We start from the raw sequence: 25,891 nt of genomic DNA, 5'->3' as shown, positions 1-25,891 counted from the left end.
GGCTCCGGCCGTCCGGCCACTACCCTGTGCCTCGTGACCACCGTTCGCCTGCCCCTCTTCCCGCTGAACTCGGTTCTGTTCCCGGGCCTCGTGCTGCCGCTGAACATCTTCGAGGAGCGCTATCGCGCCATGATGCGCGAACTGCTGAAGTCGGGCGAGGACGAGCCGCGCCGCTTCGCGGTCGTCGCGATCCGCGACGGCCGGGAGGCGGCCCCCACCGCGCCCGGCCTGCCCGACCAGACGGCCCTGCCCGAGCGGGGCCCGGCGGCGGGTTTCGGCGCGGACCCGATCCAGGCCTTCCACCGGGTCGGCTGCGTCGCCGAAGCGGCCACGATCCGGGAGCGCGAGGACGGCAGCTTCGAGGTCCTGGCCACCGGCACGACCCGGGTCCGACTGCTCTCCGTCGACGCGTCGGGGCCCTTCCTCGTCGCCGAGCTGGAGGAGCTGCCGGAGGACGCCGGTGACGGCGCGGGCGCCCTGTCGGAGGGCGTGCTGCGGGCCTTCCGGAGCTACCAGAAGCGGCTGGCCGGGGCCCGGGAGCGCTCGCTCGCCTCGCCGCCCGACCTGCCGGACGAGCCGTCGGTGGTGTCGTACCTGGTGGCGGCCGCGGCCGTACTGGACATCCCGGCGAAGCAGCGCCTGCTCCAGGCCCCGGACACCGCGACCCGGCTGGCGGAGGAGCTGAAGCTGCTCCGCTCGGAGACCGCCGTGATCCGGCACCTGCCGTCCCTCCCGGCGGTGGAACTCACCCGCACCCCGACGAGCCCGAACTGACCGGGACCGAACCGACCGGGACCGAACCGATGGCGAGTCCGAACTGATGACGAGTCCGAACTGATGGCGAAGAAGAAGCCGGCCGGTCCGGCGGGCACGCCGGCGATCGTCGCCCTCACCGCGGCGGGCGTGGAGTTCACCACCCACGCCTATGAGCACGACCCGGCCCACCCCTCGTACGGCGAGGAGGCCGCCGAGGCCCTCGGCGTCCCCGCGGACCGGATCTTCAAGACCCTCGTCGCGGACGTGGACGGGGTCCTCACCGTCGCCGTGGTCCCCGTCTCGGGCTCCCTGGACCTGAAGGCCCTGGCCGCCGCGTCGGGCGGCAAGCGCGCCGCGATGGCGGACCCGACCCTCGCGGAGCGCACCACGGGCTACGTCCGCGGCGGGATCTCCCCGCTCGGGCAGCGCAAGCGGCTGCGTACGGTCGTGGACGCCTCGGCGGCCGACCACCCGACGGTCTGCGTCTCGGCGGGCCGGCGGGGCCTGGAGGTCGAACTGTCCCCGGCGGACCTGACGGCGCTCACGGCCGCGGTGCTGGCCCCGATCGCCCGGGTCTAGACCGCGGGTCGTGGCACCCGGAAGCGCCGGCGTCAGTCGCGCGGGGCGTCCTTCTTCAGGTCGACGTGGACGTGCGGCGGCGGGTAGGTGCCCCAGTCCTCCGCCGGGAGGGGCTCCCGGGGGGACCACAGCGCGGTCAGGCCCAGGTGCAGGGCGACGGCCGCCATCGGCCACACCAGGAGCACCCCGTGGGCCAGCAGTTGGAGCGGGGCGTCGAACGGGACGCCCTTGCCCGCCTCGGCGGCGGCCGCCGGCAGGTTCCCGCTCGGGCCCAGCAGCAGCCCCAGCCGCCACGCGGCGAGCGAGGCGAAGCAGGCGCCGAGGGTCAGGCCGATCACGACGGGGACTCCCCCGCGCCGACGCCACAGGAAGACGGCGACCGCGCTGAGCACGCCGAAGCCGAGGGCCAGCAGGAAGAAGGTGCCGTCGGCGCCGATCCGCGCCTCGCTCTCGGTGTCGCGCAGGAAGACGGCCTCCCCGTTGGAGACGTACTGCGCGCGGGGTGCGAGCCACGCCCACAGCAGCCCCAGGAGCACGCCGGCCACGCCGACCACCAGGGCGACGGCGGCCCCGTCACGGACGTCCGCGGCGGTGATGCCCCCGGCGACCCCACCCGGCTCGTCCGACCGGGGGTCGGCGTGCGTCGCGTCCTGCGGCTGCGGCTGTCCGGGGTGCGGCTCGTCCAGGTGCTGCTGCCCGGCGTGCGGCTGCCCGGGCCGGCCCGCCGGCTCCGCCGCGGGCGGGGGCTGCGGCGGGTCGTGCGGGGACGGCGGCGGGGTCACGGCTTCGGTCACCCCCACATCGTGCCAGGTACGCCCGGCACCGGCGTCAGCGGACCGCCGCCCGGCGGTACGCCCACGTCGCGACGGCCAGCGACAGTACGCCGACGGCGGCGCACACCCCGAGGTCGATGAGGACGGCCGCCCAGTCGGGGTGCGGGGCGAAGGTCTCCGCGAAGGCCTCGACCCCGTACGTCGACGGCAGCAGGTCCCGGGCCCACACGATCACGTCCGGCATCCGCTCGGGCGGCAGCACCCCCAGCAGCAGCGCCGCCGACATGCCGAGTTGCCCGGCCAGCGTGGCCAGCTCCTGGCGCGGCGCGAGCAGTCCGAGCGCCGCCCCGAGCCCGGCGAGCGCGGCGCCGGCCAGCGGCACCACCGCCGCCAGGATCCACAGGCCGCCCATCGGCAGCCCGAACAGCAGGCTCCCGAAGACGGCGGTGACCAGGGTCCCGGGCAGGGTGAAGGAGGCGTACGCGGCGGCGGCGCCGAGCACCACCGAGGCGGGCGGCACGGGCAGGGTGGCGTAGTGGTCGAGCCCGCCGCCGGCCCGCAACTGCCCGAAGTACTGGGCGAGCAGGTTCAGCGCGACGAAGGCGACGACGAGCACCGAGGACCCGGCGACGACGGCCCGCGCCTCGGAGCCCCCGTCCACCACTCCGCGCATCAGGATCATGATGCCGACGGACTGGAAGGTCGCCACGAACAGCAGCGGGATCCGGGCCACCCGGGCCCGGGACAGCTGGGCCCGGTAGACGGCGGCGAGCGCCGGGAAGAACCGGGCGCGGGGTGCGAGCACCCCGGGAACGACAGCGGTGGTCACGACTTGACCAGACCCTTCATCCGTCCACCCAGCGCGAGGTAGACGTCCTCCAGGCTCGGCGTGGCCAACGTGAAATCGTCGAGGGCCGCGAAGGCGGGGCCGCCCGTCACCGCGGCGACCGCCGCGCGCGCCTCGTCCTGCGGCAGCCGCAGGACCCAGCGGCGGCCCGATTCGGCGGCGGCGGGCGCGAGCGCGGCGACGGCGGGCACGTCCAGGGGCGGGGCGGTGCGCCACACGAGTTCGAGGCGGACCTCGTCGGACACCATGGCCTTGAGTCCGCCCGGGGTGTCGCAGGCGATGACCTTGCCGTGGTCGACGACGGCGACCCGGTCGAGGACGGTCTCGGCCTCGATGACGTTGTGGGTGACGAGCAGGACCGTGGCCCCGTGCGCGGCTCGCCGGCGGTCGACGGCCGCCCACACCGCCCGTCGGGCCACGGGGTCCATGCCGGTGGTGGGTTCGTCGAGGACCAGCAGCGGCCGCTCCCCCACCAGCGCGGTGGCGAAGCAGGCGAGGCGCCGCTGGCCGCCGGAGAGCTTCTTCAGGGGCCGACCGGCGATCCCGGTCAGTCCGAGTTCCTCCAGCACCTCGTCCCGCGCGGCCCGCGCGTCGCGCAGCGCGAGCCCGCGCAGCCGGGCCGTGGTCTCGGCGGCGAGGGAGACGGTGAGTTCGTCGAGCGCGGTGGACTCCTGCCCCAGGTAGGCGAGCAGGCGGGCCGCGCGTTCGGGGTGGCGTACGAGGTCGTGGCCGAGCAGGGTCACGGAGCCGCTGTCGGGCCGCAGCAGGCCGGTGAGCTGGCGGACCAGGGTGGACTTGCCGGCGCCGTTGGGGCCGAGCAGGCCGAAGACCTCGCCGCGCCGGACGGTCAGGGAGATCCCGTCGGTGGCCCGGGTCTCGGGGAGTGCGGGGGCCCCGCGCCGGCCGCGGACCGCGGGGTAGGTCTTGACCAGGTCACGCACCGCGCAGACCACGTCGGAGGCCGCTTCCGCGGCTGCCGCCGCGGTGTGCCCTGCCTGTGCTGTGCCCGTACTCACGAGGGAGCAGCCTACGCGGCTTTCACCCCTGGTCGGCCGCCGGGGTGCTCGGGCTCGCGGGCTGCGGGGCGCTCGCGGGGCCCGGGGCACCGCTCACGTGCTCGGCGGCGGCCCGGACGTCGATCTCCCGCCAGAAGCCGGCCCGGATGGCGTACCGGTCGTGTTCGTCGATCTGGTCGTCCTTGTGCGCGAGCAGCCCGAAGCGGGCGGCGTAGCGCAGCAGCTCGCCGTCGATGCGGTGCGGGACGCGCGGGTACATGGTGGCGAGCTTTTGCAGGTGGACGGTTTCGGGGAGGCGTTCCATCCAGCGGCGGGCGAAGACCTGGCCCACCTCGAAGGGGTCGCCGCCGACGGTGGTGATGTCCTCCTCCCGGTCCGCCCAGCGCTGTTCGGCGCTGGTGAGTTGGGCGAGGGTGGGCAGGGAGGCGGTCTCGGCGGGCTCGCCGAGGGGCCCGGCCCGGTCGATCCAGCCCTTGTCGGAGGACCAGCGCAGGGCGCTCCCGGCGGGCGGCGGGGTGCCCTGCGGGGTCGGCCCGGCGGGCCCCTGGGCCTGGCCGGGGGCGCGCAGCGAGGCGAGGTCCTTGGGGGTGGGGACGGTTTTGGGGGCCTCGCCGGCGGGGGCCGGCACGGGGGCGTTCGGGGCGGCCGGGGCGGGCGGGGCCCCGTTGCGGGCGGCTTCGGCGAGGGCGGCCTCGGGCAGGGGCGCGGAGAGGATCGCGGCGATCTCGGGGCGCGGGCTGGGCGCCGGGGCGCACAGTCCGGTGAGGTCGCGGGCGCGGACGGCGCGGGTGATCCAGGCGCGGTCCAGGACGCGGCGTTCGTCGGCCTCGGCGACGAGGTCCTCGGACTGGTTGTAGTCCCCGTCGGCGGCCTGGACGGCCCAGAGGTGGACGGCGACCCCGTGTTCCTTGGCGGACATCAGGCCGGGCAGCAGGTCGCCGTCGCCGGTCACCAGCACCACGTCGGAGCAGGCCCGGTTGCGGGCCAGTTCGGTGAGTTCGGCGTGCATGGCCGCGTCGACGCCCTTCTGGGCCCAGCGGCCGTCGCTGCGGGTCAGGGCGCCGAGGCGAACGGTGACGCGGGGCATGACGCGCAGTCGGCGGTGTTCGGGTTGGGGCACCCGATCGGGTGCCCCGTCGAACCAGTAGATCCGCAGCAGCGGCCGTTCGGTGTCGGCCTCGGCGCGCTCGCGCAGGCCCTGGATGAGGGCGGCGTGGTCGACGGTGATGCGGGAGCGGGAGGGTTCCCCCGCGAGGAGGCTCGCGGCGGCGCCGAGCAGGTAGCCGGCGTCCACCAGGACGACGCAGCGGTCCACGCGTTCCACCTCTTCCCTGGGGGTCCTCGATCGGGATTCCCCGAGTCTGCCCGACCGCGCGGGCGTTGAAGGCCGGAACTCGATCATCGGCGTGGCGGATCTCTCGGGGCCGCCGGGACGGGGCGCTCACCACGCGCGGTAATGATCCAAAATGCGCGGGTTGTGGTGCTGTGTGAGTGTGAAGGCGGCCCTGGCCCCTACACCCCCACGGAGGCATTCCATGGCCAAGAACAAGAACCAGAAGCAGCCCGCGAAGTCCCAGGAGCGCACCTCGGCGCAGGACCCGGGCAAGAGCGCGAGCCAGCAGGGCGAGTCGCTCTCCCCGTCGCCGAGTCCGATGGACATGGCGCACAAGCGCAAGGAAAAGAAGTTCGGCCACAACTGACGCATCCCGCGCGTACACGGAGGGGCGCACCCGGCTTCCGGGTGCGCCCCTCCGTACGTACGACGACCGCTAGCCGGCCAGGCAGGACGGTCCGAGCAGCACCTTCAGGTCGCCGAAGAGCGCCGGGTCGGGCTGGACGCGGTGCTTGTCGAGCCGTAGCACGGTGGTGCTGCGCGGGCCCTGGAGCTTGATCCGCACCTCGGTGTTGCCCCGGTGGTGGCGCAGGATCTCGCCGAGCCGGGTGACCATCGGCGGGGTGACCTTGACGGTGGGGATGGTCAGGACGACGGGGGCGTTGGTGCCGGCGGAGGTGAGGTCGGGGACCATCATCTCCATGGCGACCAGGCGGGGGACGTCCTCGCGCTTGTCCAGGCGGCCCTTGACGAAGACGACGGTGTCCTCGACCAGCTGGGTGGAGACGAGCTGGTAGGTCGCGGGGAAGAACATGCATTCGATGGAGCCGGCCAGGTCCTCGACGGTGGCGATGGCCCAGGCGTTGCCCTGCTTGGTCATCTTGCGCTGGAGGCCGGAGATGATGCCGCCGATGGTGACGACCGCGCCGTCGGAGTGCTCGCCGCCGGTCAGCTGGGAGATGCCGGCGTCGGTCTTGTCGGAGAGGACGTGCTCCAGGCCGAAGAGCGGGTGGTCGGAGACGTAGAGGCCGAGCATCTCGCGCTCCTGGGCGAGCAGGTAGGACTTCTCCCACTCGACGTCGGAGAACTCCACGTCCAGGCCGAAGCCGGGCTCGTCGGCGCCGCCCTCGTCACCCATTGCGCCGAAGAGGTCGAACTGTCCCTCGGCCTCCTTGCGCTTGACCGCCACCACGTTGTCGATCATGGGTTCGTGGTGGGCGACGAGCCCCTTGCGGGTGTGGCCCATCTCGTCGTACGCGCCGGCCTTGATCAGCGATTCGACCGTCCGCTTGTTGCAGACGACGGCCTCGACCTTGTCCAGGAAGTCGGGGAAGGAGGAGAACTTCCCCTTGGCCTTCCTGGTCTTGATGATCGACTCGACGACGTTCTGGCCGACGTTGCGCACGGCGGTGAGCCCGAAGAGGATCACGTCGTCGCCCTGGGCGGCGAAGTTCGGCTCGGACTCGTTCACGTTCGGCGGGAGCACCTTGATGCCCATGCGGCGGCACTCGTTCAGGTAGATCGCGGACTTGTCCTTGTCGTCCTTGACCGAGGTGAGCAGTCCGGCCATGTACTCGGCCGGGAAGTTCGCCTTGAGGTAGGCGGTCCAGTAGGAGACCAGGCCGTACGCGGCCGAGTGGGCCTTGTTGAAGGCGTAGCCGGCGAAGGGGACCAGGACGTCCCACAGGGCCTTGATGGCCTGGTCGCTGAAGCCCTTCTTCCTGGCGCCCTCCTCGAAGATGACGAAGTTCTTCGCCAGTTCCTCGGGCTTCTTCTTGCCCATCACGCGGCGCAGGATGTCGGCCTCGCCGAGCGAGTACCCGGCGATGATCTGGGCGGCCTTCTGCACCTGCTCCTGGTAGACGATCAGGCCGTAGGTGACCGCGAGCACCTCTTCGAGGGGCTCCTCCAGCTCCGGGTGGATCGGGGTGATCTCCTGCTGCTTGTTCTTGCGCAGGGCGTAGTTCGTGTGCGAGTTCATGCCCATCGGGCCCGGCCGGTACAGGGCCGAGACGGCGGAGATGTCCTCGAAGTTGTCGGGCTTCATCAGGCGCAGCAGGGAGCGCATGGGGCCGCCGTCGAACTGGAAGACGCCGAGGGTGTCACCGCGACCGAGCAGTTCGAAGGTCTTGGGGTCGTCGAGCGGCAGGCCGAGGAGATCGATGTCGATCCCCTTGTTGGCCTTCACCATCTTGACGGCGTCGTCCATGATCGTGAGGTTGCGCAGGCCGAGGAAGTCCATCTTCAGCAGGCCGAGCGACTCGCAGCTCGGGTAGTCCCACTGGGTGATGGTGACGCCGTCGGAGTGCCGCACCCAGACGGGCACGTGGTCGGTGATCGTCTCGCTGGACATGATCACGCCGGCGGCGTGCACGCCCATCTGGCGGACCAGGCCCTCCACACCGCGGGCGGTGTCGATGACCTTCTTCACGTCGGGCTCGTTCTCGTACATCCCGCGGATCTCGCCGGCCTCGCCGTAGCGGGGGTGCGTCGGGTCCAGGATGCCGGAGAGCGGGATGCCCTTGCCGAGGACGTCTGCGGGCATGGCCTTGGTGAGCCGGTCGCCCATGGCGTACGGGTAGCCCAGGACGCGGGCGGAGTCCTTGATCGCGTTCTTGGCCTTGATGGTGCCGTACGTGCCGATCATGGCGACCTTGTCGGCGCCGTACTTGTCGGTCACGTACCGGATCACCTCGACGCGCCTGCGCTCGTCGAAGTCGATGTCGACATCGGGCATGGAGACGCGCTCGGGGTTCAGGAAGCGCTCGAAGATCAGGCCGTGGGTGATCGGGTCGAGGTCGGTGATGCCCATGGCGTACGCGACGATCGAGCCGGCCGCGGAGCCTCGGCCGGGGCCGACCGCGATGCCCTGGTTCTTCGCCCACATGATGAAGTCGGCGACGACGAGGAAGTAGCCGGGGAAGCCCATCGAGATGATGGTGTCCATCTCGTACTCGGCCTGCCGCATCCGGTCCTCCGGGATGCCTCCCGGGTAGCGGCGGTGCATGCCGCGCATGGTCTCCTCGCGGAACCAGCTGACCTCGGTGTAGCCGTCCGGGATGTCGAACTTCGGCATCAGGTTCCGGAACTTGAACATGCCCTCGGTGTCGACCTGGTCCGCGATCAGCCGCGTGTTGGCGCAGCCCTCCTGCCAGGCGTCCGAGGAGTCGATGGCGTACATCTCGTCGGTCGACTTCAGGTAGTAGCCGGTGCCGTCGAAGCGGAAGCGGTCCGGGTCCGAGAGGTTCTTGCCGGTCTGGATGCAGAGCAGGGCGTCGTGGGCGACGGACTCGCTCGCGTACGTGTAGTGGGAGTCGTTCGTCACCAGCGGCGGGATGCCGAGCTTCTTGCCGATCTCCAGGAGCCCGTCGCGGACCCGGCGCTCGATCTCGATGCCGTGGTCCATCAGCTCCAGGAAGTAGCGTCCCTCGCCGAAGATGTCCTTGTAGTCGGAGGCGGCCTGCACGGCCTCGTCGAACTGGCCGAGCCGCAGCCTCGTCTGCACCTCGCCGGACGGGCAGCCGGTGGAGGCGATCAGGCCTTCCGACCACTTGGAGATCGTCTCCTTGTCCATGCGCGGCCACTTCGTGAGCCAGCCCTCGGCGTACGCGTCGGAGGACAGCCGGAAGAGGTTGTGCAGGCCGGTGGCGTTCGACGCCCAGATCGTCTTGTGGGTGTAACCACCGGAACCGGAGACGTCGTCCCGCTTCTGGTGCGGCTGGCCCCACTGGACGCGGCGCTTGTTGCGGCGGGACTCGGGGGCGACGTACGCCTCGATGCCGATGATCGGCGTGATCCCGGCCTTCTGGGCGGTGTGGAAGAAGTCGTAGGCCCCGTGCAGGTTGCCGTGGTCGGACATCGCAATGTGCGTCATGCCCATCTCGTTGCACGCGTTGAACATGTCCTTCAGCCGCGCGGCACCGTCCAGCAGCGAGTACTGGGTGTGGACGTGCAGGTGCGTGAACGGCGGCTTGGTCACAGTGGGAGTCCTCCGGCCGGGAGTGAGGGGGGCAGCCCCGAAGTCTACGTCGGGCGGGTGACAGATCACGGGCACCGACGGGTACGGTCATCCGTTGCAGAGCCAAGGACGGTGTCCGGAATCCGACCGGCACCGTGATCCACCAGCACCACCAGGAGGCATCCGCCATGGCGGTTCCCGAGACGACCGACGAACAGCGCGCCGAACAGATACTCGATGTCTTCGACACCGCGTTCGGCCTGTTGCTCGCCGCCGACCCCGCCGCTTTCCAGGTCAAGTTCCGGAAGATGGCCGCCTCCGCCTTCGCCTTCTACCGCGGCACGGCCTGCCTGTTCTACGCCGACCTGGAGCGCGACCGGCACGGCGGTCCCTTCCTGGACGAGCGGACGGGCCGGGTGTGGATCCACGGCGACCTGCACGCCGAGAACTTCGGCACGTACATGAACTCCGAAGGTCGCCTGATCTTCAACGTGAACGACTTCGACGAGGCGTACGTCGGCCCCTTCACCTGGGACCTCAAGCGCTTCGCCGCCTCCGTCGCCCTGATCGGCTACACGAAGGCCCTCAGCGACGAACAGATCAGCGAGCTGGTCAGGACCTACGCCCTCTCCTACCGGGAGCGGATCCACCGGCTGGCCGTCCGCGGCGAGGCCCCTTACGAGGAGGAGGTCCCCTCCTTCACCCTGGACAGCGCCGAGGGCCCGCTGCTGTCGGCGCTGCGCGTCGCCCGCTCGCGCACCCGGTTCTCGCTGCTGGACTCGATGACGGAGATCCGCGACCACGAGCGCCGCTTCACCTCGGGCGGCGGGGCGATCGAGCTGGACGCGGCGACCCGCTACAAGGTGCTGGCCGCCTTCGACGGGTACCTGGAGACGCTGCCGGAGGAGTCCCTGGTCCGGCCGGACTCCTACCGGGTCAAGGACGTGGTGGGCCGCCGGGGCGTGGGCATCGGCTCGGCGGGCCTGCCCTCGTACAACATCCTGCTGGAGGGGCACAGCGACGCCCTGGAGAACGACGTCGTGATCTACCTCAAGCAGGCGCAGACCCCGGCCGTGTCCCGGCACATCACCGACCGGGCGGTGCGGGAGTACTTCCTGCACGAGGGGCACCGCACGGTGATCTCCCAGCGGGCCCTGCAGGCGCACGCCGACCCGTGGCTGGGCTGGACCGAGCTGGACGGCGCCGGGCAGCTGGTGGCGGAGGTCTCCCCGTACGCGGTGGACCTGGACTGGTCCGACCTGGACGACCCGGAGGAGATCGCGGCGGTGGTCGCCGACCTCGGCCGGGCCACGGCCACCATGCACGCGGCGGCCGACGAGGCGGAGAGCGGCCAGTCCCTGGTGCCGTTCTCCACCGAGCGCGCCATCGACGCGGCCATCGCCGCCGACGAGGAGGGCTTCACCCGGCTGCTGGTCGACTTCGCCCACGCCTACGGGGCCCGGGCGCGCGCCGACCACCAGATCTTCGTGGACCTGTTCCGCAACGGCCGGATCACGTCGTAGCTCCCCACGGAGCCCGGGCCCCAGGGCCCGGGTTCACAGGGAGTCGTGGCACACTCGCGACGATGGACCTATCAGGGACGGGACTCCGAGGGCTGCGGGCCGCGCTGTTCAGCGCGCTCGTCGTGCTGCTCTCGGCGGGCTCCCACGTACTGATGTCCCGGGTGCCGCTGCCGCCCGCCCTGGTGGCCGGGGCCTTCGTCGGCGTGTTCGTGATCGCCTTCGCGCTGGCGGGCCGGGAGCGCGGCTTCGGCCCGATCGCGGCCCTGCTGGTGCCGCTGGAGCTGGCGGCCGACACCGTCTTCACCGCCGGGCAGCACCTCTGTTACGGCCCCGCCGGCGGTCCGGTCTCCGGCCCGCTGCGCGCGCTGGGTCTGGACGAGCTGTGCGGCGGGACGCCGGTGGGCGGGCCGCTGACCGAGGTGGCCGGGCCGGTCTCCGACCCGGCGGCGCTGCTGGCCGCGCCCGGGCCGTGGACGCCCTGGCTGCTGCTGGGCGCCCACGTCGGCGTCGGGCTGCTCGCCGCGGCCTGGCTGCGGGGCGGCGAGCGGTCGCTGGCCCGGTCGCTACGGGCCCTGGCGGCCTTCGCGTTCCGGCCGCTGCTGCTGGCGGTGGCCGCGGTGGCGCCGGTCGCCGGAACGGCCGGGCGGGCGCCGCGCCCCCCGGTCGCGCCCACGGGGGGCCGTACCCGGTTCCCCGCGCACTCCGTGGGACGACGGGGACCACCCGTACGCGCGGCGCTCACGAGCGTCTGACGTACGTACGCGGTTCCCCCTCCCCACGCACATCCCACGGAGATCATCATGAGTTCACGCAACACCCAGGCGAACAAGGCGGCGGCCCGCGAGAAGCTGCGGATCGAGCGCGAGAAGCAGGCCAAGAAGGACCGGGCCCGCCGGCAGGTGATCGTGGCCGGAGCGGTCGTCGGCGTGCTCGCGCTGGCCGGCGGCGTCGGCTACGCGGTCGTGCAGGCCAACCAGCCCGGCTACTGGGACAAGGCGGCCGACGCCGCCCTGGTGAAGCCGAAGAACACCACCGGCGAGAACGGCACCACCGTCGTCGTCGGCAAGGCCGAGGCGAAGAAGACCCTGGAGCTGTACGAGGACTCGCGCTGCCCGGCGTGCGCCTCCTTCGAGCAGGCGGTCGGCGAGCAGGTCAAGAAGGACGTCGACGCCGGCAAGTACAAGCTCCAGTACTTCGGCGCCACCTTCATCGACAACGCGGTCAAGGGCGAGGGCTCGAAGAACGCGCTGAGCGCGTTGGGCGCCGCGCTGAACGTCAGCCCGCAAGCCTTCCTCGACTACAAGGGCGCGCTCTACTCGAAGGAGCTGCACCCGGAGGAGACCGTCGACAGCTTCGCCAAGGACGACTACCTCCTCAAGGTCGCGGACACGGTGCCGGCGCTCAAGGGCAACGCCGAGTTCAAGAAGGCCGTCGAGGACGGTACGTACGACCGCTGGGCGCTGGAGATGTCGAAGGACTTCAACAACTCCGACGTCAAGGGCACCCCGACGCTGAAGATGGACGGCAAGAAGATCGAGACCCCGCAGACCGCCGAGGCGTTCACGGCGGCCCTCGACAAGGCCCTCGCCGGCTGATCCACCGTCACACCACCGCACACGGGCGGGCGAACTCCTGGAGTTCGCCCGCCCGTTGCCTTCCCACATCTGTTCCCGGGCGTGTACCGATCAGTAATATGCTTGTCCGTGACCAGTCATCTCTCCCCTTCCGCCGGCTCCGCCGAGCGCCCGGCCCACCCGCGCCGCCGTACGGTCGTCCTGGCCGCCGCGGCCACGGCCGCACTCGCGCCGCTCGCCGCCCTGGGCACCCCGGCCGCCCACGCGGCGGGCCTCGCGCCCGCCTTCCTCCACGGCGTCGCCTCCGGCGACCCCCTGCCCGACGGGGTCCTGCTGTGGACCCGGGTCACCCCGACGCCGGAGGCCGTGCCCGGCTCCGGACTCGGCCCGGCCGTGACCGTGGGCTGGGAGGTGGCCGAGGACAAGGCCTTCACCCGGGTCGTGGCCTCCGGCACCGTCACCGCGAGCGCCGCCTCCGACCACACGGTCAAGGCCGACGTGCGCGGACTGCGCCCCCGCACCCCCTACTGGTACCGGTTCACCGCCGGCGCCGGCGTCTCCCCCGTCGGCCGGACCCTGACCACCCCGGCCGCCGACACCACCACCCCGGGGGTCCGCTTCGGCGTGGTCTCCTGCGCCAACTGGGAGGCCGGGTACTTCTCGGCGTACCGGCACCTCGCGGCCCGCGCCGACCTGGACGCGGTCCTGCACCTGGGGGACTACATCTACGAGTACCCGAGCGGCGGTTACCCGGAGGCGAAGTACACCGTCCGCCCGCACGAGCCGAAGCACGAGATCCTCACTCTGGCCGACTACCGCACCCGGCACGGCACGTACAAGACGGACACCGACCTCCAGGCGCTGCACGCGGCGCACGCGATCGTCGCGATCTGGGACGACCACGAGTTCGCCAACGACGCCTGGGCGGGCGGCGCCGAGAACCACACCCCGGGCGCCGAGGGTGACTGGGCGGCCCGCGCGGCCGCCGCCAAGCAGGCGTACTTCGAGTGGATGCCCGTACGCGCCTCCATCGCCGGCACCGTCTACCGGCGCCTGCGCTTCGGCACCCTCGCCGATCTGCACCTGCTCGACCTGCGCTCCTTCCGCTCCCAGCAGGTCAAGGTGGGCTCCGGGTCGGTGGACGACCCGGAGCGCACCATGACCGGGCGGGCGCAGTTGGACTGGCTGAAGCAGGGGTTGGCTGCCTCGAACGCGACCTGGAAGCTGGTCGGCACCTCGGTGATGATCTCGCCCGTGGCCTTCGGCGCGCTGCCCGCGCACCTGCTGCAACCGCTCACCAAGCTGCTCGGCCTGCCCGAGGGCGGCATCGCGGCCAACGTCGACCAGTGGGACGGCTACACGGACGATCGCAAGGAACTCCTGGGCCACTTGAAGGACCGGAACATCAAGAACACGGTGTTCCTGACCGGCGACATCCACATGGCGTGGGCGAACGAGGTCCCGACGCACAAGGCGACGTACCCGGGCTCGGGCAGCGCGGCGACCGAGTTCGTGGTGACCTCGGTGACCTCCGACAACGTGGACGACATCCTGCACGTGCCGGCGGACACCGCCTCACTGGTCGCCGAATCGGCCATCAAGGCCGCGAACTGGCACGTGAAGTGGCTGGACATGGACTCCCACGGCTACGGGGTCCTGGACGTCACCGCCGAGCACGCGCAGATGGACTACTACGTGGTCTCGGACAAGCGGCGGCCGGACGCGACCTCCGCCTGGGCCCGCTCGTACCGGACACCGAACGGGACGCAGAAGGTGGAGCGGGTGTACCGGCCCAGCCACTGACGACCCGTCAATTTTATTGCCAACAGGGGCGCTTGGTTCATTCCAAGCGCCCCTCGGCGTCAGAGGCAACAAATTTTTTACGCCGGGGATCTTGACCTGAATATGTCATGCACACATAAGCTTCGCGCCAGTCGGAGAGATCCTCCGGCCAACACCCCCCACCGCGAGGAGCACACGTGCGCGCTTCTGCCCGCATATCCCCCCTTCTCCGCCGCCGTCTGATGACCACGGCGGTCCTGGCCGGAACCCTGGCCTTCACCCCGCTCGCCACGCCCACCACGCTCGCCGCCGCCAAGACCCCCGCCGAGGTGTGCGCCGAGGAAGGTACGACCGGGGCCCCCGCCAACGCCCGCGTCGCCCGCCCCCACGACGAGCACGCGGCCGAGCCCAACGAGGTCACCGACGGCCAGGCGCAGGCCATGGACGCCGACCTCAAGTCGAAGCTCGACAAGGCTCTCAAGAACCAGCCGCAGCGCAGCCTGCGCGCCGCCGAGGCCGTCACGAACATCCCCGTGTACTTCCACGTCATCCACTCCGGCACCTCCGGAAGGCTGACGGCCACGGACATCGGCAAGCAGCTGGCGGTCCTGAACGCGGCCTACGGCGGCCAGGGCACCGGCAACGTGAACTCCAACTTCCAGTTCACCCTGGCGTCGACCGACTACACGGACAACAGCAGCTGGTACAACCTGGCTTCCGGCTCCACGGCCGAGAAGAACATGAAGAACACCCTGCGCAAGGGCGGCCCGGGCGCGCTCAACTTCTACACCGCCAACCTGTCCGGCGGCCTGCTCGGCTGGGCGACCTTCCCGACCTCCTACGCCTCCAGCCCCATGATGGACGGCGTCGTCGTACTCGACAGCTCGCTGCCCGGGGGCTCCTCCGCCAACTACAACGAGGGCGACACCGCCACCCACGAGGTCGGCCACTGGCTGGGTCTGTACCACACCTTCCAGGGCGGCTGTAACGGCAACGGCGACTACGTCACCGACACCCCAGCCGAGAAGAGCGCCGCGTACGAGTGCCCGACCGGCCGTGACAGCTGCGCGAGCAAGCCGGGCGCTGACCCGATCCGCAACTTCATGGACTACACGTACGACTCCTGCATGTACCAGTTCACCGGCGGACAGGTGGCTCGCATGACGAGCAACTGGACCGCCTACCGGGCGGGCTGACCCAACGCCTCCCGGCATCGACGGGCGCGGGGCACGGACCGGAGAGCGCCGGACCGTGCCCCGCGTCGTCGCGCCGCCCGGGTGCGGGCCCGTCTACAGGGTGTCGAGGAATCCGAGCGAGACCTTCCAGGCCTCCTCCGCCGCCTCGGCGTCGTAGTCGTCGAGGTCCGGGTCCGTGAACAGGTGCCCGGCGCCGGGGTAGGTGTGGACCTCCACGTCCGCGCCGGCCCGCCGCATCCGCAGGTACCACGCGGTCAGCCAGTCGTGCGGCTCGAACGGGTCCGGGTCGGCGATGTGCAACTGCACCGGCAGCTCGTCCGCCGAGGCGTCCTCCGCCAGGTCCGCCGTCCCGTGCAGGAGCAGCAGCCCGCGCGCCTTGTCGTCGGCCAGCGCCAGGTGCTGGGCGACGGAACCGCCGAAGGAGAAGCCCGCGTAGACCAGGCCCTGGTCGGAGTGCGGGGCCGCGGCCAGCACCGCCCGCTTGAGCAGCTCGTCCCGGCCGATCTCCTCCTGGTGGGCGATGCCTTCCTCGACCGTCGCGAACGTACGGCCCTCGAAGAGGTCGGGCACCTCGACCCGGTGTCCGGCCGCCCGCAGCCGGTCGGCCGCCGCGTGCACCGCGGGCCTCAGCCCGTACGTCGAATGGAAGAGCATGATGTTCATGTCTCCCATCGTGCCAGTTTCCCGGTGGGTTCCCCGGTTACGTTCTCCGGTATGGATATGGAGAACGTCCTGCGTCCCCTCCTCGTCATCGGCGGCGCCCTGGCGCTCGCCCTGCTCGCCGGATGGCTGCTCGACCTGCTGCTCCGCAAGGCGGACGCCCGGCATCCGGAAACCCCGCTCTGGGGGTTGCTGCGCCGCTGCGGCCTGCCGTTCCGGCTGGTCCTGGGCACGGCCCTGCTGCGCGGCGGTTACCGGGAGGCGGGCGTCCTGCCCGACCACACCGTGGGCGTCGGCCGGGCCCTGACCGTGGTCATGATCGCCTCGACCGCCTGGCTGCTCGTGGGCATCGCGACGGCGATCGTCGACGCCTCGTACGCGCGCTACGCCTCGGCCTCCCCGAACGACGCCCGGGTCCGCCGGGTCCGCACCCAGGTCACGCTGATCCAGCGGGTGGTCACCGCCGTGGTCGTGGTGGTCGCGGTCGCCGCCATGCTGCTGACCTTCCCCCCGATGCGCACCCTCGGCGCCTCCATGCTGGCCTCGGCGGGCGTGCTCGGCATCGTCGCGGGCATCGCCGCCCAGGCGGCGCTCGGCAACCTCTTCGCCGGACTGCAGATCGCCTTCGGCGACACCGTCCGCATCGGGGACACCGTGGTCGTGGACAAGGAGTGGGGCACGGTCGAGGAGATCACCCTCACCTTCCTGGTGGTCCGCACCTGGGACGAGCGCCGGATCACGATGCCGGTGTCGTACTTCACCAGCAAGCCGTACGAGAACTGGTCGCGCGGCGGCGCGGAGATGACCGGCACCGTCTTCTGGCACCTGGACCACTCGGCGCCGATCGCCCTGATGCGGGAGCGGCTCGCGGAGATCCTCAAGGACGTGCCCGAGTGGGACGGCCGCTCCTACGGCCTGGCCGTCACGGACACCACCCCGCACACCATCCTGGTCCGCGCGGTGGTCACCGCGAAGGACGCCGACGACATCTGGACGGTGCGCTGCGCGGTGCGCGAGCAACTGATCACCTGGCTGACCGCACACCACCCGTACGCCCTCCCCCGCGTCACGACGACGGAGGCCGCTCCCCGACCGTAGCGGGCGCCCTGACGGTGCTACGGGCTGCGCAGGCTGCGTACGTCGAGGTGACGCAGGACCCGGTCCACGATCTCGGGGTCGGAGCCCGGTTCGCTGCGGGCGGCCAGCACCTCGTGGCGGGCGGCGGACATCATCTCCCGCTGGATCCGCTGGATGTGCCGGATGCGTTCGACCCGCTGGGCGTAGGCCTCGCGGCGTTCGTCGTCGACCATGTCGGGGCTGATCCTGGCCCCGACGTCGTAGGCCCGCCGGTACAGCGTCTCGATCAGGTCGTCGGGCAGGTCCTCGACCTCCTCGATCTCCTTCAGGCGCCGCTTGGCGGCCTTCGCGGCGCGGACCGCGAGCTGCCGTTCGGTCTCCCGCTCGGCGTCCACGTCGGCCTCCACCCCCAGCCGTCGCACCAGCCAGGGCAGGGTCAGGCCCTGGCAGACCAGGGTCACCATGATCACCGCGAAGGCGATGAAGACGATCTCGTCCCGTCCGGGGAAGGGCTCGCCGGACTCGGTGCTCAGCGGGATGGCGAGGGCCAGGGCCACCGAGGCCACGCCCCGCATGCCGGCCCACCACATGACCACGCTCTCGCGCCAGCTGACGGGGATCTCCTCGTCCCAGTCGCGCCGCCGGTGGAGCTTGCGCGCCAGCCAACCGGCCGGCAGCAGCCAGATCAGCCGTACGCCGACCACGACCGCGATCACCACGGCCGCCCAGCCCGCCATCTCCCAGACCCGGCCCTTGGCGACGCTGAACACGTTGTGCAGTTCCAGGCCGATCAGCCCGAACGCCACCCCGGTGACCAGCATGTCGACGACTTCCCAGAACGTGTGCCCGGCGAGGCGCCCCAGGACGTCGTCGGCGTCCGAGGCGTACTCGGCGAGGAACAGCGCCGTCGTCAGGACGGCCAGCACGCCGGAACCCTGCATCTCCTCCGCGACGACGTACGACACGAACGGCACCAGCAGGGTCAGGCCGATCTGGAGCGTGGCGTCGTCGAGCCGCCCCATGAGCCGCTGGGTGGCCCAGCCGAGCGCGAGCCCCACCGCCAGGGCGACCACGGCGGACAGCACGAACTCGCCGAGGGCCCCGGGCCAGGAGAAGCTGCCGCTCACGACGGCCGCGACGGCCACGTGGTAGAGCACGATGGCGGTGACGTCGTTGAACAGCCCCTCGCCCTCCAGGATGGACACCATCCGGCGCGGCAGCCCGAGCGCCCCGGCGACGGCGGTGGCCGCGACCGGGTCGGGCGGGGCGACCAGCGCGCCGAGCGCGACGGCGGCGGCGATCGGCAGGGCGGGGATGACGGCGTGCGCCACGGCGGCGACGGCGGCGGTGGTCACGAACACCAGCGCGACGGCCAGCAGCAGGATCGGCCGGACGTTCGCGGCGAACTGCCGCCAGGAGGTCCGCTGCACCGAGGCGTACAGCAGCGGTGGCAGCACCAGCGGCAGGATGTAGTCGGGCGGAATGTCGACGTTCGGCACGGCCGGCACCAGCGCCAGCACGACCCCGCCGAGGGTCATCAGAATCGGCGCGGGCAGCCCGAGCCGGTCCCCGAGCGGTACGGTGACGACGGCTCCGAGCAACAAGACGAACAACAGGGCGAGCTGATCCACTCCCCCACCCTGCCGGCCCACCCCACCGGACGAAGCAGCCGCACCCCGTGTCGCCACGAGGTCCGTTCCGCCTCCCCCGGCAGGTCCAGCCCCACCGGCCGGCAACCCGGCAACACCACCCGCAACCCAGCCCCACCGGCCGTACCCAGCCCCACCGGCCACACCCAGCCCCGCCGGCGTTTGAGGCGCGGGGGCCCCGGGGCAGCGCCCCCGACAACGGCACCGCCGCACAGCCCGACCGCCCACAACCCAGCTCCGCCGGCGTTTGAGGCGCGGGGGCCCGGGGGCAGCGCCCCCGGCAACGGCGCCGCACATCCCGACCGGCCCGGGCCGAGGCCCACCCCCGGGATCAGCGACCCCCTCCCGGACTCACCGCCCGGCCAGGGCCCTCCGCATGGCGCGATGTGGAATATCCGCGTCAAGGAACTCCGGCCCGTAGGCCACGTACCCGAGCCGCTCGTAGAAGCCGAGCGCGTGCGTCTGCGCACCCAGCTCGACGGCGGCCAGCCCGAGCCGCCCCGCCTCCGCCTCGATCGCGCGGACCAGCGCCACCCCGACGCCCAGCCCCCGCGCGGACTTGTTGACGGCCAGCCGCCCGAGGGAGCCGACCTCCGGGGAGCCCGTCTTGGACAGGGCTTCGGGCCCGTACAGCAGTCGGCCGGTACCGAGCGGCTCCCCGTCCGGCCCGGTGGCCAGCACGTGCAGCGCGATCGCGTCGTAGGCGTCGTACTCGATGGACTCCGGCACCGACTGCTCGACGACGAACACCTCGGTCCGCACGGCGTAGCACGCGGCCAGGTCGGCGTCCGAGGACGCGACCCGCACGGTGACGGCGGGGGCCGTCACTGGCTCTCGGCCCGGATCACATCCAGGGCGTGCCGCAGGTCCGCCGGGTAGCCGCTCTCGAACTCCACCCACTGGCCGTCGGAGGGGTGCTCGAAGCCGAGGCGGACGGCGTGCAGCCACTGGCGGGTCAGCCCCAGCCGCTTGGCGACGGTCGGGTCGGCCCCGTAGGTCAGGTCGCCGACGCAGGGGTGCCGGTGCGCGGACATGTGCACGCGGATCTGGTGCGTGCGGCCGGTCTCCAGCTTGATGTCCAGCAGCGAGGCCGCGCGGAAGGCCTCGATCAGGTCGTAGTGGGTGACGGAGGGCTTGCCCTCCTGGGTCACGGCCCACTTGTAGTCGGCGTTCGGGTGCCGGCCGATGGGGGCGTCGATGGTGCCGCTCATCGGGTCCGGGTGTCCCTGCACCAGCGCGTGGTAGCGCTTGTCCACGACGCGCTCGCGGAACTGGTTCTTGAGGGAGGTGTACGCGCGCTCGGACTTGGCGACGGCCATCAGGCCGGAGGTGCCGACGTCGAGGCGGTGCACGATGCCCTGGCGCTCGGCTGCGCCGGAGGTGGAGATCCGGTAGCCGGCGGCGGCGAGGCCACCGATGACGGTGGTACCGGTCCAGCCGGGGCTCGGGTGGGCGGCGACGCCCACCGGCTTCATGATGACCACGATGTCGTCGTCGTCGTGGACGATCTCCATGCCGGGGACCGGCTCGGCGACGAGCTCGACCGGACGCGGGGGTGCGGGCATCTCGACTTCGAGCCAGGCGCCACCGTGCACGCGTTCGGACTTCCCGACGACGCTGCCGTCGACCGACACCTTCCCCTCGGACGCCAGTTCGGCCGCCTTCGTCCGGGAAAATCCGAACATACGGGCGATGGCGGCGTCCACGCGCTCGCCTTCGAGGCCATCGGGAACGGGCAGGGTGCGGATCTCGGGAATCGTACTCACCTGTCGAGTATGCAGGACTCGGCAGACGGCGATTCCCGCGAGCGCCCCGCGATCAGTCCTTGTGGACGGTGCCGTCCGGGTCCAGGCCCCGGAACGAGAGCAGGACGATCAGGATGCCGCCGCACACGATCGCCGAGTCCGCGAGGTTGAAGACCGCGAAGTGCGCGGGAGCGATGAAGTCGACGACCGCCCCCCGGAACACGCCCGGCGAACGGAAGATCCGGTCGGTGAGGTTGCCCAGCGCACCACCGAGCAGCAGGCCCAGCGCGATCGCCCACGGCAGGCTGTAGAGCTTGCGCGCCAGTCGCACGATGACGACGATCACGCCCGCCGCGATGCAGGTGAAGATGATCGTGAAGGCCTCGCCGAAGCCGAAGGCCGCTCCGGGGTTGCGGATCGCCTCGAACCGCAGCAGGTCGCCGACGATGTCGATCGGCGGCTGGTGCTCCAGCTTCGCCACGACCAGCATCTTGCTGCCGAGGTCGAGCAGGTACGCCAGCACCGCCACGATGAGCAGCGCGACGATCCGCCGGTGCCCCTTGGGCGCGTCCGGCTCCGCGTGCGGCTCGGCGTCGTCCCCGACCTCCGGCGTACCGATGATGCGCTCCGCCTCTGCCACGTGAGTCCCTCGAACTAGCGCGAACCAGGTGGCCGGCGCGCGGCGCCGGATGCCTGGACCCTGACTGGTACACGAGAGTACGTCAGGGTGCGCGCGACCGCCCCGGCCCGGGCCGCTCCTCGCGCGTCCGAGGGCAGGCCGGCCGGAACTTCGGCGACACGACGGGCCCGAAAGGGACGGCCCGGGCCGCCTAGTGCCGCCGTTCCTGCTTCTGCTTGCAGTCCACGCACAGGGTGGCGCGCGGGAAGGCCTGCATGCGCGCCTTGCCGATCGGCTGCCCGCAGTTCTCGCAGAGCCCGTACGTGCCCGCCTCCAGGCGTTCCAGGGCCCGCTCGGTCTGCTCCAGCATCGAGCTGGCGTTCGCCGCGAGGGCGAGTTCGGACTCCCGGGTGATGTTCTTGGTGCCGGTGTCGGCCTGGTCGTCGCCGGCGCCGTCGCCCGAGTCCCGCATCAGGCCCGTGATCGCCACTTCGGAGGCCTCCAGCTCGGCCCGCAGCCGCAGCACCTCCGACAGCAGCTCCGTACGGGCCTCCTCCACCTCACCGGTCGTCCACGGGTCCTCGCCGGGACGTACCGCCAGCTCCTCGGGGGCCGTGGGCGCGGTGGCCCGCGCCTTGGGGAGTCCGCTGGTGGCGGCCGCGGCCGTCTTCCTGGCCGTACCCGCAGTCTTCTTGGCAACCACTTTCCGAGCTCCCGTCTTCTGCGCGGCCGGGGCCGCCCCCTCGGCCGCGGCCGCCTTGGCCGTGGCCTTGCTCGTGGTGCGCTTCGCCGCCGGGGACCCGGCGGACTTGGCCGCCTTCGCCGTCCCGGCGGACTTGGCGGTATGGGCGGCCTTGGCGGTCCTGGCCGCCTTGGCCGGTTCCGCCGCCGCCGATTTCTTGGCCGGGGCCTTCTTCACGGTCGCCTTCGCGGGCGCCTTCTTGGCAGGAGCCGCCCGCTCGGTGGCAGGCGTGGAGCCTGGCACAGCAGCCACCTCCTGCGTCGCCGTCTTCTTCGCCACCATGGCCGCGGCCCCTTTTCACATACTGTGCTCTTGTTTGTGAATCGTGCCGGAACGATAAATCGGCTCCGACCCCACGGCAACGGGGCACGCGTCCATCGAGGTCAACCTGCATCCGTTGTGCCCAGCGTGACGCCCGGTAATCCGCCCCGCCCGGCCCGGCGGATCCCGCACCGGCCCCTCGGCCCATTCGGGGCATACCGCCGTCGCCCCCGCGCCCCGCCGCCGACCGGCCCGAACCGGTCGGCCGGGCGCCGCACCGGCCCGTACACTGGGCGCAGCGAGAGGCATGGATGGGGACGAGTAGCGTCGGACGCAGCCAGGAGCGACCCGGGGACGGTGAGAGCCCGGGGGCGAGCGCGACGTGAAGGATCACCCCGGAGCCGCCGGAAGAAAGCCCCCCGGGGCCCGTAGAACCGGCTTCGCACCCCAATGAGGGGGCCACCGGCACGTCCGGGGGCCAAGGAGGGTGGTACCGCGGGAGCCGCAGCGCTCTCGTCCCTCCGGACGGAAGTGACACCCCGCCGGAGGAAGAGTTCAGCCTCATGACCACACCGCCGCAATACCGCCCGGTACCCGCCCAGGTCGACCTGCCTGCCCTTGAGCACGCGGTCCTCGACTTCTGGCGCGAGAGCAAGACCTTCGCCAAGACCCTGGAGCAGTCCGAGGGCCGCCCCGAATGGGTCTTCTACGAGGGCCCGCCCACCGCGAACGGCATGCCCGGCGCGCACCACATCGAGGCCCGCGTCTTCAAGGACGTCTTCCCCCGGTTCCGCACCATGCGCGGCTACCACGTCGCCCGCAAGGCCGGCTGGGACTGTCACGGCCTGCCCGTCGAGCTCGCCGTCGAGAAGGAACTCGGCTTCAACGGCAAGCAGGACATCGAGGCGTACGGCATCGCCGAGTTCAACGACAAGTGCCGCGAGTCGGTGACCCGCCACACCGACGCGTTCGCCGAGCTCACGACCCGGATGGGCTACTGGGTCGACCTGGACGACGCCTACCGGACCATGGACCCCGAGTACGTCGAGTCCGTGTGGTGGTCGCTGAAGGAGATCTTCAACAAGGGCCTGCTCACCCAGGACCACCGCGTCGCCCCCTGGTGCCCGCGCTGCGGCACCGGCCTGTCCGACCATGAGCTGGCCCAGGGCTACGAGACGGTCGTCGACCCCTCGGTCTACGTCCGCTTCCCGCTGACCTCCGGCCCCCTCGCCGGTGAGGCCGCGCTCCTGGTGTGGACGACGACCCCCTGGACCCTGGTGTCCAACACGGCGGTCGCGGCGCACCCCGAGGTCCGGTACGTCGTCGCGACGGACGGCGAGCAAAAGCTCGTCGTCGCCGAGCCGCTGCTGGAGAAGTCCCTCGGCGAGGGCTGGGAGGCCACCGGGCAGTCCTTCACGGGCAAGGAGATGGAGCGCTGGACGTACGAGCGTCCGTTCGCCCTCATCGAGTTCCCCGAGCCCGCCCACTACGTCGTGAACGCCGAGTACGTCACGACCGAGGACGGCACCGGTCTGGTCCACCAGTCCCCCGCCTTCGGCGCCGACGACCTCGCGGTCTGCCGCGCGTACGGCCTGCCGGTCGTGAACCCGGTCCGTCCCGACGGCACCTTCGAGGAGGAGGTCCCGCTCGTCGGCGGCGTCTTCTTCAAGAAGGCCGACGAGAAGCTGACCGCCGACCTCGACGCGCGCGGCCTGCTCTTCAAGCACATCGCCTACGAGCACAGCTACCCGCACTGCTGGCGCTGCCACACGGCGTTGCTGTACTACGCGCAGCCGTCCTGGTACGTCCGCACCACCGCCGTCAAGGACGCGATGCTGCGGGAGAACGAGAAGACCAACTGGTTCCCGGACTCCGTCAAGCAGGGCCGCTTCGGCGACTGGCTGAACAACAACATCGACTGGGCGCTGTCCCGCAACCGCTACTGGGGCACCCCGCTGCCGATCTGGCGCTGCGAGGAGGACCACCTCACCTGCGTCGGCTCCCGCGCCGAGCTGAGCGAGCTGTCCGGCACGGACCAGTCGCAGCTGGACCCGCACCGCCCGTACATCGACGCCGTCACCTTCCCCTGCACGCACGAGGGTTGCGACCTGACCGCCGTCCGCGTGCCGGAGGTCATCGACGCCTGGTACGACTCGGGGTCGATGCCGTTCGCGCAGTGGGGCTACCCGTACAAGAACAAGGAGATCTTCGAGAAGCGCTACCCGGCGCAGTTCATCTCGGAGGCCATCGACCAGACGCGCGGCTGGTTCTACACGATGATGGCGGTCGGCACCCTCGTCTTCGACAAGTCCTCCTACGAGAACGTGGTCTGCCTCGGCCACATCCTCGCCGAGGACGGCCGCAAGATGTCCAAGCACCTGGGCAACATCCTCCAGCCGATCCCGCTGATGGACCAGCACGGCGCCGACGCCGTCCGCTGGTTCATGGCCGCCGGCGGTTCGCCGTGGGCGGCGCGGCGCGTGGGCCACGGCACGATCCAGGAGGTCGTCCGCAAGACGCTCCTCACGTACTGGAACACGGTCGCCTTCCAGGCCCTGTACGCCCGCACCTCCCAGTGGGCGCCCTCCGCCGCGGATCCGGCGCCGGCCGACCGCACGGTCCTGGACCGCTGGCTGCTGTCGGAGCTGCACACCCTGACCTGCGAGGTCACGGACGCGTTGGAGGCGTACGACACCCAGCGCGCCGGGAAGCTGCTGTCGTCCTTCGTCGACGACCTGTCGAACTGGTACGTCCGCCGCTCGCGCCGTCGCTTCTGGCAGGGCGACGCGGCCGCGCTGCGCACCCTGCACGACGTGGTCGAGACGATCACCCGGCTGATGGCCCCGCTGACCCCGTTCATCACGGAGCGGGTCTGGCAGGACATGATCGTCCCGGTCACCCCGGAGGCGCCGGAGTCGGTGCACCTGTCGAGCTGGCCGGTCGCGGACACCGCGGCCATCGACCGCGGCCTGTCCCAGCAGATGCTGCTGGTACGCCGCCTCGTGGAGCTGGGCCGGGCGACCCGCGCGGAGTCGGGCGTCAAGACCCGTCAGCCGCTCTCGCGCGCGCTGGTCGGGGCGGTGGGCTTCGACGCCCTGTCCCCGGAGCTGCGGGCGCAGATCACGGAGGAGCTGAACGTCTCCTCCCTGGCCTCCCTCTCGGAGGTCGGCGGGTCCCTGGTGGACACCACCGCCAAGGCCAACTTCCGGGCGCTGGGCAAGCGCTTCGGCAAGGGCGTGCAGGACGTGGCGAAGGCCGTCGCCGCGGCCGACGCGGCGGCGCTGTCGCTGGCGCTGCGCGCCGGCTCCGCGGAGATCGAGGTGAACGGCGGCACGGTGGCCCTCACCCCGGAGGAGGTCATCATCACCGAGACCCCGCGCGAGGGTTGGTCGGTGGCCTCCGACTCGGGCGCCACGGTGGCCCTGGACCTGGAGATCACCCCGGAACTGCGGCTCGCGGGCCTGGCCCGTGACGCGATCCGGCTGATCCAGGAGGCCCGCAAGAACTCCGGCCTGGACGTCGCGGACCGGATCGCCCTGCGCTGGTCCTCCCCCGACGAGGAGGTCGTCACGGCCCTGACCGACCACGCGGCCCTCATCGCCGACGAGGTCCTGGCCACCGACTTCGCCCGCGGCGAGGCCACCCCCCAACACGGCCCCGCCTTCACGGACGACTCCCTCTCCCTGACCTTCCACCTCCACAAGTCCTGACCCCCCACCCCACCCGGCCCCGGGGGGGGCGCCCCGCCCGGCGCGCCAGGGCGCCGCCCCCGCCGGCCACAGCCGAGGGACCCCCACGCCC

21 protein-coding genes are annotated in these 25,891 nt (G+C 71.8%); 10 read left to right on the top strand and 11 right to left on the bottom strand.

From position 1 onward, the window contains the following. Positions 1 to 33 precede the first annotated feature (33 nt). Positions 34 to 774 carry an LON peptidase substrate-binding domain-containing protein gene (locus AB0D46_RS25135; protein ID WP_362880601.1) on the top strand — a complete coding sequence of 247 codons (741 nt, stop codon included), beginning with the start codon at positions 34 to 36 and terminating at the stop codon, positions 772 to 774. A gap of 63 nt (positions 775 to 837) precedes the next feature. Then, on the top strand, positions 838 to 1,335 hold the full coding sequence (gene ybaK / locus AB0D46_RS25130) for a Cys-tRNA(Pro) deacylase (protein WP_362880600.1): 498 nt from the start codon (positions 838 to 840) through the stop codon (positions 1,333 to 1,335). A gap of 32 nt (positions 1,336 to 1,367) precedes the next feature. On the opposite strand, the gene AB0D46_RS25125 is transcribed toward ybaK, so the two are convergent. From AB0D46_RS25125 to AB0D46_RS25110, 4 genes are all read right to left on the bottom strand, one after another. Then, positions 1,368 to 2,129 carry a hypothetical protein gene (locus AB0D46_RS25125; RefSeq protein ID WP_362880599.1) on the bottom strand — a complete coding sequence of 254 codons (762 nt, stop codon included), beginning with the start codon at positions 2,127 to 2,129 and terminating at the stop codon, positions 1,368 to 1,370. A 34-nt stretch (positions 2,130 to 2,163) separates the two neighbouring features. Next, positions 2,164 to 2,937 (bottom strand): ABC transporter permease, encoded by a 774-nt coding sequence (locus AB0D46_RS25120; RefSeq protein WP_362880598.1) that lies wholly within the window; start codon positions 2,935 to 2,937, stop codon positions 2,164 to 2,166. Further along, entirely contained in the window at positions 2,934 to 3,908 is a 975-nt protein-coding gene (locus tag AB0D46_RS25115) for an ABC transporter ATP-binding protein (RefSeq protein ID WP_362880652.1), read from the bottom strand. Before AB0D46_RS25115 ends, AB0D46_RS25120 begins: the two co-directional genes overlap by 4 nt. 85 nt (positions 3,909 to 3,993) lie before the next feature. Next, complete coding sequence (locus AB0D46_RS25110) at positions 3,994 to 5,295, bottom strand: NYN domain-containing protein (RefSeq protein ID WP_362880597.1); 1,302 nt, start codon at positions 5,293 to 5,295, stop codon at positions 3,994 to 3,996. A 211-nt stretch (positions 5,296 to 5,506) separates the two neighbouring features. Here AB0D46_RS25110 and AB0D46_RS25105 point away from each other — a divergent pair, with 211 nt between their 5' ends. Next, entirely contained in the window at positions 5,507 to 5,671 is a 165-nt protein-coding gene (locus tag AB0D46_RS25105) for a hypothetical protein (RefSeq protein WP_362880596.1), read from the top strand. 69 nt (positions 5,672 to 5,740) lie between these two features. Here the strand turns inward: AB0D46_RS25105 and dnaE are convergent, their stop codons facing one another. Further along, entirely contained in the window at positions 5,741 to 9,283 is a 3,543-nt protein-coding gene (dnaE, locus tag AB0D46_RS25100) for a DNA polymerase III subunit alpha (protein WP_362880595.1), read from the bottom strand. 167 nt (positions 9,284 to 9,450) lie between these two features. On the opposite strand from dnaE, the gene AB0D46_RS25095 reads away from it, so the two are divergent. The 5 genes from AB0D46_RS25095 (at position 9,451) to AB0D46_RS25075 (ending at position 15,337) form a co-directional block, all read left to right on the top strand. Then, entirely contained in the window at positions 9,451 to 10,785 is a 1,335-nt protein-coding gene (locus AB0D46_RS25095; protein ID WP_362880594.1) for a DUF2252 domain-containing protein, read from the top strand. A gap of 62 nt (positions 10,786 to 10,847) precedes the next feature. After that, positions 10,848 to 11,537: a hypothetical protein gene (locus tag AB0D46_RS25090; RefSeq protein WP_362880593.1), complete on the top strand. Its 690-nt coding sequence runs from the start codon at positions 10,848 to 10,850 to the stop codon at positions 11,535 to 11,537. 48 nt (positions 11,538 to 11,585) lie between these two features. Further along, positions 11,586 to 12,380: a DsbA family protein gene (locus AB0D46_RS25085; RefSeq protein ID WP_362880591.1), complete on the top strand. Its 795-nt coding sequence runs from the start codon at positions 11,586 to 11,588 to the stop codon at positions 12,378 to 12,380. A gap of 108 nt (positions 12,381 to 12,488) precedes the next feature. After that, the gene (locus tag AB0D46_RS25080) at positions 12,489 to 14,162 is read left to right on the top strand and encodes an alkaline phosphatase D family protein (protein ID WP_362880589.1); all 1,674 of its coding nucleotides are present in this window, start codon (positions 12,489 to 12,491) and stop codon (positions 14,160 to 14,162) included. 221 nt (positions 14,163 to 14,383) lie between these two features. After that, positions 14,384 to 15,337: a zinc metalloprotease gene (locus AB0D46_RS25075; RefSeq protein WP_362880651.1), complete on the top strand. Its 954-nt coding sequence runs from the start codon at positions 14,384 to 14,386 to the stop codon at positions 15,335 to 15,337. Positions 15,338 to 15,430: 93 nt separating this feature from the next. Here AB0D46_RS25075 and AB0D46_RS25070 read toward each other — a convergent pair whose 3' ends face one another. Further along, complete coding sequence (locus AB0D46_RS25070; RefSeq protein ID WP_281205990.1) at positions 15,431 to 16,009, bottom strand: dienelactone hydrolase family protein; 579 nt, start codon at positions 16,007 to 16,009, stop codon at positions 15,431 to 15,433. Positions 16,010 to 16,057: 48 nt separating this feature from the next. On the opposite strand from AB0D46_RS25070, the gene AB0D46_RS25065 reads away from it, so the two are divergent. Beyond that, positions 16,058 to 17,095 (top strand): mechanosensitive ion channel domain-containing protein, encoded by a 1,038-nt coding sequence (locus tag AB0D46_RS25065; RefSeq protein WP_362880650.1) that lies wholly within the window; start codon positions 16,058 to 16,060, stop codon positions 17,093 to 17,095. Positions 17,096 to 17,112: 17 nt separating this feature from the next. Here AB0D46_RS25065 and AB0D46_RS25060 read toward each other — a convergent pair whose 3' ends face one another. From AB0D46_RS25060 to AB0D46_RS25040, 5 genes are all read right to left on the bottom strand, one after another. After that, positions 17,113 to 18,705 carry a Na+/H+ antiporter gene (locus tag AB0D46_RS25060; RefSeq protein ID WP_362880587.1) on the bottom strand — a complete coding sequence of 531 codons (1,593 nt, stop codon included), beginning with the start codon at positions 18,703 to 18,705 and terminating at the stop codon, positions 17,113 to 17,115. 369 nt (positions 18,706 to 19,074) lie between these two features. After that, the gene (locus tag AB0D46_RS25055) at positions 19,075 to 19,551 is read right to left on the bottom strand and encodes a GNAT family N-acetyltransferase (protein ID WP_362880586.1); all 477 of its coding nucleotides are present in this window, start codon (positions 19,549 to 19,551) and stop codon (positions 19,075 to 19,077) included. Then, the gene (locus AB0D46_RS25050; protein WP_281205993.1) at positions 19,548 to 20,489 is read right to left on the bottom strand and encodes an RluA family pseudouridine synthase; all 942 of its coding nucleotides are present in this window, start codon (positions 20,487 to 20,489) and stop codon (positions 19,548 to 19,550) included. Before AB0D46_RS25050 ends, AB0D46_RS25055 begins: the two co-directional genes overlap by 4 nt. A 52-nt stretch (positions 20,490 to 20,541) precedes the next feature. Further along, positions 20,542 to 21,108, bottom strand: coding sequence for a signal peptidase II (lspA, locus tag AB0D46_RS25045; protein ID WP_362880584.1), 567 nt, complete (start codon positions 21,106 to 21,108; stop codon positions 20,542 to 20,544). A gap of 190 nt (positions 21,109 to 21,298) precedes the next feature. Next, a complete protein-coding gene (locus AB0D46_RS25040; protein WP_362880583.1) occupies positions 21,299 to 22,111 on the bottom strand; it encodes a TraR/DksA C4-type zinc finger protein in 813 nt (270 codons plus the stop codon). A gap of 542 nt (positions 22,112 to 22,653) precedes the next feature. On the opposite strand from AB0D46_RS25040, the gene ileS reads away from it, so the two are divergent. Continuing rightward, on the top strand, positions 22,654 to 25,800 hold the full coding sequence (gene ileS / locus AB0D46_RS25035; protein WP_362880581.1) for an isoleucine--tRNA ligase: 3,147 nt from the start codon (positions 22,654 to 22,656) through the stop codon (positions 25,798 to 25,800). The last annotated feature ends 91 nt before the right edge of the window (positions 25,801 to 25,891 follow it).

The organism is Streptomyces sp. NPDC048383, assembly GCF_040651775.1.
Lineage (GTDB): Bacteria > Actinomycetota > Actinomycetes > Streptomycetales > Streptomycetaceae > Streptomyces.
This window is presented reverse-complemented; position numbering and strand designations above follow the sequence as displayed.

What these genes read in the sequence shown, in the direction of transcription:
- ybaK (WP_362880600.1), top strand. Translation starts at nt 838, where the DNA reads ATGGCGAAGAAGAAGCCGGCCGGTCCGGCGGGCACGCCGGCGATCGTC.
- AB0D46_RS25090 (WP_362880593.1), top strand. Translation starts at nt 10,848, where the DNA reads ATGGACCTATCAGGGACGGGACTCCGAGGGCTGCGGGCCGCGCTGTTC.
- AB0D46_RS25095 (WP_362880594.1), top strand. Translation starts at nt 9,451, where the DNA reads ATGGCGGTTCCCGAGACGACCGACGAACAGCGCGCCGAACAGATACTC.
- AB0D46_RS25105 (WP_362880596.1), top strand. Translation starts at nt 5,507, where the DNA reads ATGGCCAAGAACAAGAACCAGAAGCAGCCCGCGAAGTCCCAGGAGCGC.
- ileS (WP_362880581.1), top strand. Translation starts at nt 22,654, where the DNA reads ATGACCACACCGCCGCAATACCGCCCGGTACCCGCCCAGGTCGACCTG.
- AB0D46_RS25085 (WP_362880591.1), top strand. Translation starts at nt 11,586, where the DNA reads ATGAGTTCACGCAACACCCAGGCGAACAAGGCGGCGGCCCGCGAGAAG.
- AB0D46_RS25070 (WP_281205990.1), bottom strand. Translation starts at nt 16,009, where the DNA reads ATGGGAGACATGAACATCATGCTCTTCCATTCGACGTACGGGCTGAGG.
- AB0D46_RS25065 (WP_362880650.1), top strand. Translation starts at nt 16,058, where the DNA reads ATGGAGAACGTCCTGCGTCCCCTCCTCGTCATCGGCGGCGCCCTGGCG.
- AB0D46_RS25040 (WP_362880583.1), bottom strand. Translation starts at nt 22,111, where the DNA reads ATGGTGGCGAAGAAGACGGCGACGCAGGAGGTGGCTGCTGTGCCAGGC.
- AB0D46_RS25075 (WP_362880651.1), top strand. Translation starts at nt 14,384, where the DNA reads ATGACCACGGCGGTCCTGGCCGGAACCCTGGCCTTCACCCCGCTCGCC.